Below are 14,610 nucleotides of genomic sequence, written 5' to 3' on the forward strand. Positions count from 1 at the left end.
GCCACCATGAGCCCGTCACTGACCGTCTATCAACAGCACCACCTCCGGGTGGTGTTCGACCACCACGTCGCCCACCTCTACCCGGCGATGGTCACGGCCAGCAAGGCCCACGTCGTCATGCTCGCCGAGCAGGGACTGATCACCGACGAGGCCGCCGCCACGATGCTGCGCGGCCTGGTCACCCTCACCGGGGACCGGCCCGAGGAACTGGAGTACGACGGCAGCGTCGAGGACGTCTACTACACGCTGGAGAAGCGGCTCGCCGCCGCGGCCGGCATCGAGCCGTCGCAGCTCAGCGTGCAGCTCGCGCGCAGCCGCAACGACCTCGACGCCGGCGTGTTCCGGATGGTGCTGCGCGACCAGCTGCTCCAGGTGCTCGACGCGCTGCTGGCCACCGGCCGTACCGTGCTGGACCGCGCGGACCGGCACGCCGACGTGGTGGTCACCGGCTACACGCACCGCCGCCCGGCCCAGCCGACCAGCATCGGGCACGTCTTCGCCGGCTACGCGGAGGCGCTTGCCGGTGAGGCCGCCGCGTACGCCGACCTGCTGGACGAGATGAACCGCTCGCCGCTGGGCTCCTGCGCGTTCGCCGGCACCGACCTGGACATCTCGCCCCGGCGGCTGGCCGACCTGCTCGGCTTCGACCAGCTGATCGTCAACTCGTACGAGGCGGTGGCCGGCGCGGACCACCTGGTCCGGGTCGCCACGCTCAACGCGCAGGCGCTCGCCACCGGGGCCCGGCTGGCCCGCACGCTGATGGACTGGCTGAGCTGGGGCTGGGTGGTCACGCCCGGCGAGTTCACCCAGGGCAGCAGCATCATGCCGCAGAAGCGCAACCCGGTGGTGCTGGAGCACCTCGTCTCGATGGCCGGCGCCGCCGCGGCCGACGCCGCGAGCGTGCTCAACAACGTCGGCGCCGCCTGGTGGGAGGACTCCAACAACGCCACCACCGACGTGCAGGCCCGGCTCTGGGACGGCGACGACCGGGCGTACCGGTTCTTCTCGCTGCTCGGCGGCCTGATCGAGAAGCTGGACCCGCTGCGCCCGCCGTCCGCTGAGGAGATCGTCGCCTCCGGCGCCACCACCACCGCCGCGGCCGACGCGCTGGCCCGCCACGGCGTGCCGTTCCGGGGCGCCCACTCGCTGCTCGGCCGCCTGGTACGCGGCGGCGCGCCCGCCACCTGGACCGGGGACCTGGTCCGGTCCACCGCCGCCGAGCTGGGTCTGACGCTCGACGACGCCGCGGTGCGGGACCTGCTGGCCGCCGCGGTCCGCCCCGAACTCGTGCTGCGCCGTGCCCAGGCCGACGGGCCCGGCGAGGCGGCCGTCCGGGACCAGGTCGGACGACTGTCTACAATGCTCGACGCGGTGCAGGAGCGGGCGCAGGCGTTGCGCGAGCGGCTGACCCGTGCCGACACGGCTCTCGCCGAGGCGGTCGCGGCGAGGGTAGGCCCGTGACGGGGCGACAGACGCAGCTGGCCGTGGTCGCGGACGTCGTGTCGCGGCGACCACGTGATCTGGACCGACGGCCCGAAGGGCGATCTGACATCACCATGGAACGACCGGCAAATCCGCGCCTGCTCGGCATCGACTTCGGCGGCACCAAGATGGCCATCGGCGTGGGCGACGCCGACGGCCGGCTGCTCGTCTCCGAGCGCCTGCCCACCAATGCCGAGCAGGGCGCGCAGCAGGCCCTCACCCGGGCGCTGGACCGGGCCCGCGAACTCGCCGAGCAGACCGGCGGCACGCTCGTCGCGGCGGGCATCGCCTCGCCCGGCGTGGTCCACGACGAGGGCATCGAACTGGCACCGAACGTGCCCGGCTGGGAGCAGCTGCGGCTCGCCGACGCGGTCCGCGCCCACCTGAACCTGGCGCACGTGCGGGTCACGAACGACCTGAAGGCAGCCGCCCACGCCGAGCTGCGGCTCGGGGCGCTGCGCGACGCGGACCCGGGACTCGTCGTCGGGCTCGGGACCGGCGTCGCGGCGGCGGTCACCGTCAACGGCGAGGTGCTGCCGGGCCGCCACGGCGCCGCCGGGGAGATCGCCTACGGGCTGACCGACCACAGCTGGCCGCCCCGCCTGGAACCGATGCTGGAGGCGACGTTCTCCGGCCGGGCCCTGGACGAGCTGGCGCAGCGGCTGGGCGTGGACGGCCGGGCGGCCGGCCTGTGCGCGGCCGCGCAACAGCCGGGCGAGGTACGCGAACAGCTCCGCCGACGCGTCGACGAACTCGCCCGCCACCTCGTCACCTGCTGCCTCGTGCTCGACCCGCAGCGGATCGTGCTGGTGGGCAGCGTCGCCGGCAACGACCTGGTGCGGGCGCTGCTGACCGAACGGCTCACCCATACGCTGCCGTACCCGCCGGAGATCGTGCTGTCGGACTTCGCGCAGGACGCCGCGCTGCTCGGTTCGCTCGCCATGGCCGTCGAGGCCCAGCCCGCGGTGGTCTGAGCGGGCCGGGCGCCGGGAACGGATCGGGCGGGGCGCGGTGGGGCGCCCCGCCCGGTCGTTTCTCGCGGGTTCAGTCGGTGGACGCCTCGGCGCGGCGTACCACCTCGGCGGCGGCCCGCACCACCGCCCGGTCCAGCAGCCGCCCGTCGGCGTCGGTGGCCACCCCGGAGCCGCCGCGTTCGGCCCGCTCCAGCGCCGCCAGCACGGCCCGCGCCGAGGCCACCTCGGCCTCGGTGGGGGTGAACACCTCGTTGATCGTCGCGATCTGCCCGGGGTGGATGGCGCTGCGGGCCCGGAAGCCCTGCCGCAGCAGCGCCCGGGTGGTCAGCTCCAGCCGTTCCGGGTCGCGCAGCGTCGTCTCCACCGGCCCCACCGGCGGGGTGATGCCGGCCGCCGCCGACGCGACCACGACCTGGGAACGGATCGGCGCGAACTCCGCCCGGTCCGGCCCCGGCTGCAACCCCAGCTCACCGGCGAGGTCCGCCTCGCCGAGGCCGAGCCGCAGCACCCGCGGCGCGGCGGCCACCCGCGGCGCGGTGAGCACGCCCCGGGCGGTCTCGATCAGCGCCACCACCCGGAACGCCGGGGCGTCCGGGCCGAGCCGCCGCTGCACCCGGGCCAGCGCGGCGTCGACCTCGGCGAGCAGCTCGGGCTCGGCCTTCGGCACCCAGACCCCGGCCGCCGCCGGGGAGAGCACCTCGACGTCCGCCGCGACCTGGTCGCTGTTGATGCGCACCCACAGCTCGGGGCCGGCCGGCACGGCGGCGCCCAGGTACCCGGCGACCGTCTCCCGGGCGTGCGCCTTGCGGGCCGGCGTGACCGCGTCCTCCAGGTCGAGCACGAGCGCGTCCGCGCCGCGCCCGGCCGCCTTGTCCAGCAGGTCCGCCCGGTCGCCCGGCACGTACAGGTAACTGCGCGCCACCGCCGCCATCAGTCGTTCCCCCTACCGCTGCGGGCGGGCGAGGTAGCGGCCGGCCGGCTCGCCGGTCACCTTGCCGTCGACGAGCACGTGCTGCCCGCGCACGAAGGTGTCAGTGACCCGGGCGGTCAGCTCGAAGCCCTCGAACGGCGTGTACTCCTGCGTCGACTCGGAGTCCTCCGCGCGCACCGTCCAGGTCGAGTTCGGGTCGACCAGGCAGATGTCGGCGTCGTACCCCTGCGCGATCGCGCCCTTGTTGCGCAGGCCGAAGCGCTGGGCCGGGTTCCACGAGGTCAGCTCCGCCACCCGCTGGTAGGACAGGCCGCGCCGGTTGCCCTCGGTGACCAGGCCGGGCAGCAGGTACTCGGCGCCGCCGAAGCCGGACTTGGCGACGAAGATGTCGTCGCGCGGCTCACCGAACTTGACCTCGTCCTTGCAGCAGGCGTGGTCGCTGACCACCCAGTCGATCTTGCCGTCCAGGACGTACCCCCAGAGCGCCTCGACGTCGGCGCGCGGGCGCAGCGGCGGGTTGACCTTGCCGCCCAGGCCGTGCGCGGTGTCGATGTCGGCCACCAGGTGGCCGATGGTCACCTCGCGGCGGAAGTCGATGTGCGGGAACGCCCGCGCCATCCGCAGCGCCGCGTCGACCGCCTTCTCCGAGGTCAGGTGCAGCAGGTTGATCTTCGGCAGACCGGTCTCGTGCGCCAGGTACGACGCGATCGACACGGCCAGTCCCTCGGAGTGCGGCGGCCGCGACGCGTGGTACGCCTCCAGCCCGCGCAGCGTGCCGTCCTGCTCGACCTGCTTGGTGTACGCGCTCATGATCTCGGCGGTCTCGCAGTGCAGCGACAGCGAGATCTCGTCGGCCAGCTCGGGGAAACGCTCCCGGGCCGCCTGGACGCCCCGCATCACGAACTCGAAGTGGGCGTAGTCGTACCGCTCGCCCTCCGGGATCATCAGGAACGAGTTCTGGTCGGCGGAGCGGCCGTGCAGGCCGTGGCTGCCGTAGAACATGAAGATCTTGAACGAGGTGACCCCGTGCTCCTCCACCAGCGACGGCACCTCGCCGATGTGCTCCCGCGACATCGGCGCCAGGTGGAAGCCGTAGTCGATGTAGGAGCGGCCCTCGGTCGCGGCCAGGACCTCGGGGAAGAAGTCCGCGTACCGGCCGCCCCGGTTGAGGTAGTACTGCCCGGTGCGCATGTAGTTCAGCGCCGTGGTGACGCCGCCCTGCACCGACGCGCGGCTCTCCGAGACGGCGTCCTCGCTCAGCGGGTTGTAGATGCCCCAGTGCTGGTGCGCGTCGACCACGCCGGGGAAGGCGAGCCGGCCGCCGCCGTCGACGACCTGGGCGGCCTCCGCCCGGTCGATCTGCGGCGCGACGCGGCTGATCCGCCCGTCGGTGACGCCGATGTCCATCAGCTCGGGCTCGGGCCGGTCGTGCCGGACCACGCGGACGTTTGTCAACAGCAGGTCGTAGGTGCTCATGGTGTTGCTCCTCGTGCTCGGTTCAGCGGCGGTTGATCAGGCCCATCAGGCCGTGGACGTCGGGGGCCTGGTCGAGCCGGTGGACCTCGTCGGCGATGCGGGCGGCGGTGGCCTCGGGCAGGGACGCGGCGTTCGTGCGGAACTTCACCGCCAGCTCGGCGTCGCTGAGCGGACGCTGCGGGCCGCCCCGGTTGGCCAGGACCTCCTGCACCCACTCGCGTCCGTCCCGGGTGACGATCCGCAGCACCGCCGGGAACTGGTGCGGGAAGATCTCGTCGCACCGCTCGTCGGCCACCACGTCGACCCGCGCCATCAGCGCCCGCCGTTGCGGGTCGTGCGCCAGGGCGTCGGTGAAGTCGGCCAGCTCCACGCCCAGACCGCCGCCGCCGATCAGGCCGGCGGCGACCGCGTACGGGCCGCTGAACTGCGCCTCGTAGCCGGTCTGCGGCGCGCGCTTGCGCTCGATCGGCTGGCCGATGGTACGCACCGTCGGCGTGGGCACGCCGAGCGTGATCGACTCGATCTCGTCCAGCGGCAGCCCGCGCTCGCGCAGCGCGATCGCCGCGTCGATGGCGGCGTGGGTGAAGTGGTTCGCCGGGTACGGCTTGAAGAAGATGCCGGGCACCGCCCACTCGGAGCCGAGCCCGCGGACGATCTCGTCGCCGTCGAACTCGCCGCGCAGGAACGCCTGGAAGAAGCCGAAGCGCCCCTCCAGCACGGTCGGCGGGCCGGTCACGCCGTGCCGGGCCAGCTGCGCGGCGCTGACCGCCGCGTGCGCCGCCCAGCCGCAGTGGATCCGCTTGACGGTGCCGCCGTTGCGGTTGGACTCGATCAGCCCGGCCGCCATCGAGGCGGACACCCCGAGCGCGTCGAGCGTGCCGCCCGCGTCCAGCTTCAGCAGCCGGGCCGCGGCCACCGCCCCGCCCAGCGTGCCGCAGATCGAGGTGGCGTGCTGGCCGTGCTCGAAGAAGACCGAGTTGCCGGCCGCCGGGTCGTAGCCGGCCATGCCGAGGCGTACGCACGCCTCCAGGCCCACCGCGATCGCGGCCACCGTCTCCTGCCCGGAGGCGCCGGACAGCTCGGCGGCGGCGAGCGCGGCCGGCACCACCGTGGCACTGGGGTGCAGCACCGACGGCAGGTGCGTGTCGTCGTAGTCGAGGGAGTGCGCCAGCACGCCGTTGGCGAACGCGGCCAGCGCGGCCGGGACCTTCTCGTCCACGCCGACGGCGGTGGCCTGGCCACGGCCGCCCTGCTCGGCGACGTACGCCAGCGCGGCCTGGCTGGTCGGCAGCGGCTGCGCCGCCACGCAGAGCCCGAGCACGTCCAGCACGCGGGCCCGGACGCTGGCGACCACCTCGTCGGGCAGCCTCGCGGCGGAGGTGTCGGCGGCGAAGGCGGCCAGGTGCCGGCCCAGGGTCGGCTCAGCCACGGCTGACCACCGCCAGCGGACGCACCGGGGAGCCGGTGGCGCCGTACAGCGGCAGCGGGGCCATGACGAAGGTGAACTCGTGCACCCCGTCGCGGGCCAGCTCCTCCAGCGCCATCGTCTCGATCAGGTAGATGCCGTGCTCCACCAGCAGGATCCGGTGCGCCGGCAGCGTGCTGTGGCCCTTGCCCGGCGGCAGGCACTCGAAGGCGATGGTGTCCGCGCCGGCCGCGTGCACGCCCCGCTGCGCCAGCCAGCCGGCGCCGTCCGCGCCGACCCCCGGTACGCCGGAGTCCTTGCCGATGTACTGGTTGCGGTCCTCGTGGTCGAACAGCCGGCCCCAGCCGCTGCGGATGAGCACCACGTCGCCCGCGCCCACCGGCGTGCCCTGCCGGGACACGGTGGCGTCCAGGTCGGCGGGGGTGATCTCGTAGCCGGCCTCGCAGCCCTCCAGGCCCAGCGTGGCGGGCACGTCCAGCAGCACGCCGCGGCGGACCATCGGCGCGACGGTGTGCACGCCCAGCTCGTCGAACCGGCCGCCGACCTGCGCCGCGGCGGCGTCGGCGCCGCCGTGCAGCCGGCCGTCCTGGGACACGTGCGCGAGGGCGTCGACGTGCGTGCCGACGTGCGTGCCCATGACCAGCAGGTCGTTGGCGGCGGAGCCGCCGTCGGCGCGCACCATGTCGCCGTGCCGGCGCGGCAGGGTGAGCCCGAACGCCGGGTGGTTCGGTGACTGCGGCATGCCGACGGTCAGCCGCCGGCCCAGGTCGTAGATCGTGACGCCGGCCTGCACGGCGTCGAGCAGGCGGTCGGCGGTTCTGGCAGTGGTGCCCACGGGGTTCCTCGCGTTTCGGCTGTCGGCGTCGTCAGGCGACGACGCCACGGGCTTTCAGGTCGGCGATCTCGGCCGGGTCGCAGCCGAGCTCCTCGACGAGCAGGGCGTCGGTGTCGGCGCCGGGGGAGCGGCCGGTGAAGCGGATCCGGCCCGGCGTCTCCGACATCCGCCACATGACGTTGTGCATCCGCATCGGGCCCAGGTCCGGGTCGTCGACCTTCGTGATCATCTCGGTGGCCTGGACGTGCGGGTCCTCGACGATGTCCTTGGCGCTGTAGACCGGTGCGACGGCGGCGCCGGCCTCGGCGAAGGCCGCGGCCACCTCGTCGCGGGTCCGCTCACCGATCCACGACCCGACGTACTCGTCGAGCAGGTCCGCGTGCGCCACCCGGCCGACGCCGGTACGGAACCACGGCTCGTCGATCACCTCCGGGTGGCCCACCAGCCGCAGCACCCGCTCGGCGATCGCCTGGGCGCTGGTGGAGATGGCGACCCACGACCCGTCCTTGGTCTGGTACGTGTTGCGCGGCGCGTTGTTCGTCGACCGGTTGCCCTGCCGCTGCTCCACCACGCCGAGCTGGTCGTAGACGGTGGGACCCGGGCCGACGGCGGTCATGATCGGCTCCAGCAGGCTCATGTCGATCACCTGGCCCCGGCCGCCGGAACGCTCCCGGTGCCACAGCGCCATCATCACCGCCGAGGAGGTGGCGATGCCGCAGATGCTGTCGGCCAGCCCGAACGCCGGCAGCGTCGGCGGGCCGTCCGCCGTGCCGGTCAGGTGGGCGAACCCGCTCATCGCCTCGGCCAGCGTGCCGAACCCGGCCCGGGAGGCGTACGGGCCGGTCTGCCCGAAGCCGGTGATCCGGGCGATCACCAGGCCGGGGTTGACCCGGTGCAGCTCCTCCGGGCCGATGCCCCAGCGCTCCAGCGTGCCCGGGCGGAAGTTCTCCACCAGCACGTCGGCCCGCTCGGCCAGCCGCAGCAGCAGCGCCGCGCCGTCCGGCGCGGACAGGTTCAGCCCGATCAGCCGCTTGTTGCGGGAGATCTCCTTCCACCACAGGGGATGGCCGTCCTTGGTCTTGCCGTGGCCGCGCATGCTGTCACCCATGGTCGGGTGCTCGATCTTCACCACGTCGGCGCCGTAGTCGCCGAGGATCTGACAGCACAGCGGTCCGGCGAGGATCGTCGAGACGTCCAGCACGCGCAGGCCCGTCAGGGGTCCGTCACTCACCTGTTCCACCTCCCCAGTTCTGTTCCTGACCCGTCCGTCCGGCGGCACGTTGCGCCGGCGGCCGGAAACCCAGTTCGGCGGATATCTCCGCCGCCGCCGCGGCGACCAGCGCGCCGTGCGCGGCGCAGACCTCCGGGGTGAACCGGTTCTGCGGCCCGCACAGCGAGATCGAGCCGAACACCTGCCCGGTCGCGTAGCGCACCGGCGCGGCCACGCTGCCCGCGCCGTTCTGCCGCTCGCCCATGCTCACCGCGTACCCCTGGCGGCGGACCCGGCCCAGCTCGGACCGCAGCTTCGCGGTGGAGGTGATGGTGGCCGAGGTGACCGCGTCCAGCGGGTGGTGGTCGAGGTAGTCCTCGATCTCCGCGTCCGGCAGCGCCGCGAGGATCGCCTTCGACGACGACCCGGAGTGCAGCGCGTGGCTGGTGCCCAGGGACACCGACATGCGTACCTCGTGCGGCGAGAGCACCTGGTCGATGTAGACGCGGGTCCAGCCCTGCCGCACCGACAGCGTCGCGGTCTCGCCGCTGTCGCGCACCAGCCGGACCAGGTACCGGCGGGCGATGTCCGGCACGTCCAGCGCGCGCAGCGCGGCCAGTCCCACCGCCAGCGCGCCGCTGCCCAGCCGGTACCGCTTGGTCTCCTCGTTGAAGGTGAGGAAGCTGTCGGCCACCAGTTCCTTGAGGATCCGGTGCGCGACCGCCTTGGGCAGTCCCAGCTCCCGCGCGATCGTCGACACGCCGAGGGTCTCCGGCGCCCGTTCGGCGATGATGTTGACGATGTCGAGGGCGCGTCCGAGGCCGGAGCGGGTCCGGCCGGCGGTGGCGCTCTCGACAACCGCTGTGGTGATCATCTTCTCTCCTCCACTGTCGACGTAGGGCGGGATCGCCGGGCCTCAGGCGGGCGCGACCGGAGTCTTCCCGGGCGGCAGGCCGTCCGGCTGCCGGGGTCGCTCCCGCGCGATCACCAGTGCCACCGAGGCGAGCACCACGGCGCCGGCGAGCACCTGACGTCCGGACAACGACTCATCCAGCACCATCATGCCGAGCAGGACCGCCACCACCGGGTTGACGTACGCGTAGGTGGACGCGAGCTGGATCGGCGCGTTGCGCAGCAGCCACGTGTAGACGCTGAAGCCGACCACCGTGGACACGAGCATCAGGTAGGTCCAGGCCAGCCAGGACCGGCCCGTCACGTCGGACAGGCGGAACCCGCTCAGCTCACCGCTGGCCAGGCTGGCCACCGCCACCGCGAGACCGCCCACGAGCATCTGCCAGCCGGTGCCGACCAGGTGGTCGGCCGGCATGCGCAGCCGCTGCGACAGCGTCGAGCCCAGCGCCCACACCATCGTGGAGAGCACCACCAGCAGCATCCCGCCGAGGTGCCACCCCTGCGTCGGCACCGCGAACAGCAGCGCCAGCCCGACCACACCGCCGAGTACGCCCACGGCCGCCAGCGGGGACGGCCGCGGACCGACCACCAGCCGCAGCACCAGCACCCACAGCGGCATCCCGGCCACCAGCAGCGAGGTCAGACCCGTCGGCACGTACAGCTGGCCCAGCGCCAGCAGCGCGCTGCCGGCGCCGACCATCAGCAGCCCGCTGGCACCCACCCCGGTCCACTGCCGCCGGGGCAGCAGCAGCCCCGCCGGTCCCCGCCACAGCGCCGCCACCGCGAACAGCAGCAGCGCCGCGGCCAGGAACCGGGCCGAGGTGGCCACCAGCGGCGGAATGCTGTCCAGGGCCACCCGGTTGCCCAGGTAGGTCGAGCCCCAGATCAGGTAGACCGCGCCGAGCCCGACGGCCAGGGCCATCGGGCCGGCGGGCCGCGGCGGATCCGCCGGGTGGCGGGCCGCCGCGGGCCGGGTCACGTCAGCGGTGTCCATTTACCCGGATCGCCACCGCGGTGTTGCCCCGGAGGGCGTTCGAGTACGGACACATCCGGTCGGCCAGCTCCACCGCGCGCTCCAGGTCGGCCTGCGGGCACTGCGGCGCGGACACGTCCAGCACCACGGCGATCGCGTACCGGCCGTCGTCGGTCTGCCCGAGGGAGACCGAGGCGGTGACAGTCGTCGGGCCGGGCTTGACGCCGGCCTGGCGGGCGGCGACGGCGAGCGCGCTGTCGAAGCACGCGGCGTAGCCGGCGGCGAACAGCTCCTCCGGGTCGGTGCCGGGCGCGTCCGGGCCCCGCTGGGCGGGACGGGTCAGGTCGACCCGCAGCGACCCGGTCAGCGACCGGGCGCTTCCGCCCCGGCCGCCGGACACCTCCACCTTCGCGGTGTAGACGGTGTTCGCCGGTACGACCTTCGCCTCGGACGCCGGGGTGCCGACGTTCATGCCGGCACCTCCGTTCCCAGGTCCGCGTGCACCTGCGCGGCGACCGCGTCGGCGAACGCCTCCGGCTGCTCGTCGGCCACGAAGTCGGTGCCGCCGGGGATGGTGACCAGCTCGGCGCTGGGCAGCGCGGCCCGCACCTGCGGCGTCATCCGGTCCAGCAGGTCGTCGGCGCCGTGCAGCAGCACGATGGGCAGCGCGTCCAGGGCGGCCGTGTCGACGTGGTGGTCGAACACCGCCCGGTACGCGGTGGCGTAGTCCGGACCGGTCAGCAGGTACTCGGTGACCTGGCGGTTCGCCTCCTCCGGGGTCAGCGCCGGGTACAGGCCGTACACCCGGTCCCAGATCACCTTCAGGTGCCCGCCGTCGCGGTCCGGGGAGTAGCCGGGCGCGTACGACCGCTTCTTCTCCGCCCGCTCCTGCTCGTCGTAGAGCGGGATGCCCTGCAGGATCAGCCGGTGCACCCGCTCCGGCGCCGACATCAGCGCCTGCGCGCCGACGATCGCGCCGGTGTGCTGCCCGAGCAGGTGCACCTTGGACAGCCCGAGGGCGTCGGCGAACTGCCACACGCCGGCCGCGTACTCGGGGATGGACCACGGGCGCGGCGGGGCGTCGGACATCCCGAAGCCCGGCGTGTCCGGGGCGATCACCCGCAGGCCGCGGCGGGCCAGCGGCTCGATGACCGCGTCGTAGGTGGCCGAGGAGAGCGGGGACTGGTGCAGGATCAGCAGCACCGGTGCGTCGGCGTCGCCGCCGTGCCGGTAGTGCACCTGACCCCACGGCACGTCGACGTAGGCGCGGCGGGCCACGCCGCGGGCCCGGGTCACTCGGCCACCGCCAGCGCCGCCATGACCTCGATGACGTGCTTGATGCCGGCCTTGTAGTCGTCCAGCCGGATGTTCTCGTTCGGGCCGTCCACGCCGGAGTCGGCCCGGGAGACGCCGACGCCGACGATGGGCCGGTCGGCGATCACGCCCTGGTTGCCGATCCACTGCGTGTACGGCTCGATCACCGGCTCGGTCCCGTACACCCGGCGGGCCGCGTCCGCGACGAGCGCGACGAACGGGTCCCGGTGGTCGGTGAGGTTGGGCCGGCTGGTCGCCATCACCTCGATGCGCAGGTCACCGAAGCCGGTCGCGGCCAGGTGGTCGCGCACGCACCCGAGGACGCGCTCCGGGTCCTGGCCCGGCACCAGCCGGATCTCCAGCTTCGCCGACGCCGTCGACGGGATGCCCAGCGTCACGTCGTCACGCATGTCGCCACCGGCGATGCCGGCCACGGTCAGCGTCGGCACGGTCCGGATGGCCACCGCCGCGGCCTGGTCGTCCAGGTCGCCGGTGAACCGCTCGACCTGGGCCCGCTTGCGCAGGAAGTCCCCGTCGAACGCCACCTTCTCCAGCAGCGCCCGCTCCTCGTCCGTCGGCGGCCGTGCGTCGTCGGCGAAGCCGGGGATCGTCACGGTGCCGTCGGGCCGCTGCAGCTGCGCCAGGGCGGCGGCCAGGCGCGCCGTGGCGGCCGGCAGCAGCGCGGTGTTCTGGCTGGTCAGGTCACGCGGCAGGGTCTGCGCGGTGAGGCGCAGGTAGAGCACGCCCTTCTCGGCCAGCTTGAGCAGCAGCCGGTCCTCGCCGTCGAGCCAGGAGTTCTCCCACAGCGCCGCGTCGCTGGCGAGCCGGTCGGCGTGCGCCTGTACGAACGAGCCCAGACCCGGGCTGTGCAGCCACTTCTTGCCCTCGAAGATGATCCGGTTGGTCACCGGCGGGGTGAGCCCGGCGAGCTTCCAGGCCGCCGCCGCGTGGATGCGGGACATGATGACGCCCTTGTCGTCGGCCACGCCCCGGGCGTAGAGCCGGCCGTCGTGGATCTCCGCCGCGTAGGGCGGGCTGATCCAGTCGGCGTCGTCACCGGCCGGCTCGACCTCCACGTCGTAGTGCGTGAAGTGCAGCAGCGCCTTGTCGCCCTCGCCAGCCACCTCGGCCAGCACGTACGGGTACGACTGCTCCCACGGGATGATCTCGGCCTCGCCGCCCCAGCGGCGGACCGATCCGGCGATGAACTCGGCGGTGGCCTCCATCTGCTCCGGCTCCTGGCGGCGGCTGCGGATGCGGCACAGCTGCTGGAGCTCCTCGACGAACTCGTCGAAGTGGGCGTCGACGGCCGCCAGCGCGGCCGCGGTATCCGGTTTGGGCATGGTGGTCCTCACAGAAGGGGTCGGAGAGGGGAAAGTCAGTGGATGGTGACGCCGCCGTCGACGAAGATCGTCTGGCCGGTGGTCATGGCGGCGGCGTCGCTCAGCAGGTAGGCGACCGCGTTGGCGACGTCCTGCGGCTGCGCCATCCGGCCCAGCGGGATGCTCGCCATCTTGTCCGCGAGGTACGCCTCGTCGCCACGTACGTCGGAGGTCATGTCGGTGGGCACGATGGTCGGTCCGACGGCGTTGACCCGGATCCGGTCGGGCGCCCACTCCAGGGCCAGCACGCGCGCCATGTGCATCACGCCGGCCTTGCTCACGCAGTAGCCGAGCGTGTTCAGCACCGCGATGTGCCCGTTCGTGGAGCCGATGTTCACCACCGCGCCGCTCGTCTGCCGCAGCGCCGGGTACGCGGCCTGGCACATCCGGAACGTGCCGGTGAGGTTGACGTCCAGGACGTCGGTGAAGTCCTGCTCGGACATCGTGGCCGCCGGCCCGCGCCGGACGATCCCGGCGTTGTTCACCAGCAGGTCCAGGCGGCCGTGGGAGTCCAGGACCTCGTCCACCAGCGCGGCGCAGGAGCCGGCCGACCGGACGTCGACCCGGTGCCGGGTGTGCGCGCCGCCGGACAGCTCGGCCTCGCTCCAGTCGTCGAGCAGGTCGGCCTGGGCCACGGTGGCCCCGCGCTGCGCGAGCGTCGCCGCGATGCGGGCCCCGATGCCGCGGGCCGCCCCGGTCACCACTGCCACCCGGCCGTCGAACCGGTTCGGGTCGGTGTTCATGTCGCGTGTCCTGCCTTTCCGGTCCGGCCACCGGCCGGGCGGGCGTTGCGCACGCCCGACCGGTGCCCCCAACACGTGACGGCGGTCCCGTCCACTGCCGTCACGCGCCGATCACCTTCGTGTCCTCGGCCCAGAAGGCCAGCCGCTTCTGCAGCAGCCGGATCACGAAGTGCGCCACCAGACCCATCAGCGACAGCACCACCAGCACGGCGAACATGCCGGCGATGTCGAAGTTGTAGTTGGTCTGCAGCAGCAGGTAGCCCAGGCCCTCCTTGGCGCCGATGAACTCGCCGACGACCGCGCCGAGGATGGCGAAGACGATGCCGATGTCCAGGCCGGCGAAGATGAACGGCAGCGCGCTGGGCAGCCGCACCATCCGGAAGATCTGCGCCTTGCTCGCGCCGAACACCGTCAGCATCTGGATCTTGTCGGCGTCGGCCGCGCGCAGACCCTCGATGACGTTCACCAGCATCGGGAAGAACGAGATCACCGCGGCCATGACCACCTTGCTGGTCAGGCCGAAACCGAACCAGACCACGAACAGCGGGGCCAGGGCGACCTTGGGCACGGTCTGGAAGGCCACGATGTACGGCATCAGCGTGGCTTCGACGATCTTGATCTGGGAGATGAACGTGCCGAGCACCAGGGCGGCGCCGACGCCGATCACGAACCCGAGCAGCGCCTCCTGCGTGGTCACCCAGAAGTGACCCCAGAACTGGTCGTCGCCGAGCTGCTGCCACAGCGACTCGACCACGCTCGACGGCAGCGGCAGGACGTACTCGTCGACGCCGAGGAGCTGGACGCCGTACTCCCAGGCCAGCACGACCACGACGAAGACCGTCGGGACCAGCCAGAGCTGGGGCTTCTCCCGCAGGTCGAACTTGCGCCGGGCGGGCCGGGCGGACGGCGCCGGTGGCTGGGCCGGCTTGCGGACCAGGTTGCTTGTTGCCAT

Annotated in this window: 14 protein-coding genes; 2 read left to right on the forward strand and 12 right to left on the reverse strand. The window is 73.4% G+C overall.

The window, feature by feature from the left end; translation table 11 throughout:
- Positions 1-6 precede the first annotated feature (6 nt).
- Both MCBG_RS01165 and MCBG_RS01170 read left to right on the forward strand, forming a co-directional pair.
- Complete coding sequence (locus tag MCBG_RS01165; RefSeq protein ID WP_043330003.1) at positions 7-1,461, forward strand: argininosuccinate lyase; 1,455 nt, start codon at positions 7-9, stop codon at positions 1,459-1,461.
- A gap of 95 nt (positions 1,462-1,556) precedes the next feature.
- The gene (locus MCBG_RS01170; RefSeq protein WP_043323180.1) at positions 1,557-2,456 is read left to right on the forward strand and encodes an ROK family protein; all 900 of its coding nucleotides are present in this window, start codon (positions 1,557-1,559) and stop codon (positions 2,454-2,456) included.
- A 70-nt stretch (positions 2,457-2,526) separates the two neighbouring features.
- On the opposite strand, the gene MCBG_RS01175 is transcribed toward MCBG_RS01170, so the two are convergent.
- The 12 genes from MCBG_RS01175 to MCBG_RS01230 all read right to left on the reverse strand — a co-directional run bounded on the left by MCBG_RS01175 (position 2,527) and on the right by MCBG_RS01230 (position 14,610).
- Positions 2,527-3,387, reverse strand: a complete 861-nt coding sequence (locus MCBG_RS01175) for an HpcH/HpaI aldolase/citrate lyase family protein (RefSeq protein WP_043323183.1) — start codon at positions 3,385-3,387, stop codon at positions 2,527-2,529.
- Positions 3,388-3,399: 12 nt separating this feature from the next.
- Positions 3,400-4,863 carry a dihydroorotase gene (locus MCBG_RS01180; RefSeq protein WP_043323186.1) on the reverse strand — a complete coding sequence of 488 codons (1,464 nt, stop codon included), beginning with the start codon at positions 4,861-4,863 and terminating at the stop codon, positions 3,400-3,402.
- 22 nt (positions 4,864-4,885) lie between these two features.
- Entirely contained in the window at positions 4,886-6,292 is a 1,407-nt protein-coding gene (locus MCBG_RS01185) for an MmgE/PrpD family protein (protein WP_043323188.1), read from the reverse strand.
- Positions 6,285-7,124, reverse strand: a complete 840-nt coding sequence (locus MCBG_RS01190; RefSeq protein ID WP_043323192.1) for a cyclase family protein — start codon at positions 7,122-7,124, stop codon at positions 6,285-6,287. The genes MCBG_RS01185 and MCBG_RS01190 overlap by 8 nt, the downstream gene beginning before the upstream one ends.
- Before the next feature lie 31 nt (positions 7,125-7,155).
- On the reverse strand, positions 7,156-8,355 hold the full coding sequence (locus MCBG_RS01195) for a CaiB/BaiF CoA transferase family protein (RefSeq protein ID WP_043330005.1): 1,200 nt from the start codon (positions 8,353-8,355) through the stop codon (positions 7,156-7,158).
- Positions 8,348-9,208, reverse strand: a complete 861-nt coding sequence (locus tag MCBG_RS01200) for an IclR family transcriptional regulator (RefSeq protein WP_043323194.1) — start codon at positions 9,206-9,208, stop codon at positions 8,348-8,350. Before MCBG_RS01200 ends, MCBG_RS01195 begins: the two co-directional genes overlap by 8 nt.
- A gap of 42 nt (positions 9,209-9,250) precedes the next feature.
- Positions 9,251-10,240 carry an EamA family transporter gene (locus MCBG_RS01205; RefSeq protein WP_043323196.1) on the reverse strand — a complete coding sequence of 330 codons (990 nt, stop codon included), beginning with the start codon at positions 10,238-10,240 and terminating at the stop codon, positions 9,251-9,253.
- A complete protein-coding gene (locus MCBG_RS01210) occupies positions 10,227-10,691 on the reverse strand; it encodes an Ohr family peroxiredoxin (protein WP_043323200.1) in 465 nt (154 codons plus the stop codon). The genes MCBG_RS01205 and MCBG_RS01210 overlap by 14 nt, the downstream gene beginning before the upstream one ends.
- Positions 10,688-11,515 carry an alpha/beta fold hydrolase gene (locus MCBG_RS01215; protein ID WP_043323203.1) on the reverse strand — a complete coding sequence of 276 codons (828 nt, stop codon included), beginning with the start codon at positions 11,513-11,515 and terminating at the stop codon, positions 10,688-10,690. Before MCBG_RS01215 ends, MCBG_RS01210 begins: the two co-directional genes overlap by 4 nt.
- Positions 11,512-12,876 (reverse strand): M20/M25/M40 family metallo-hydrolase, encoded by a 1,365-nt coding sequence (locus MCBG_RS01220; RefSeq protein WP_043323205.1) that lies wholly within the window; start codon positions 12,874-12,876, stop codon positions 11,512-11,514. Before MCBG_RS01220 ends, MCBG_RS01215 begins: the two co-directional genes overlap by 4 nt.
- 35 nt (positions 12,877-12,911) lie before the next feature.
- Positions 12,912-13,658 carry an SDR family NAD(P)-dependent oxidoreductase gene (locus MCBG_RS01225; protein ID WP_043323206.1) on the reverse strand — a complete coding sequence of 249 codons (747 nt, stop codon included), beginning with the start codon at positions 13,656-13,658 and terminating at the stop codon, positions 12,912-12,914.
- Between the two features lie 100 nt (positions 13,659-13,758).
- On the reverse strand, positions 13,759-14,610 hold the full coding sequence (locus MCBG_RS01230) for an ABC transporter permease (protein ID WP_043323208.1): 852 nt from the start codon (positions 14,608-14,610) through the stop codon (positions 13,759-13,761).

The organism is Micromonospora sp. M42, from assembly GCF_000568915.1.
In the GTDB taxonomy this organism is placed as follows: Bacteria; Actinomycetota; Actinomycetes; order Mycobacteriales; family Micromonosporaceae; genus Micromonospora; species Micromonospora chalcea.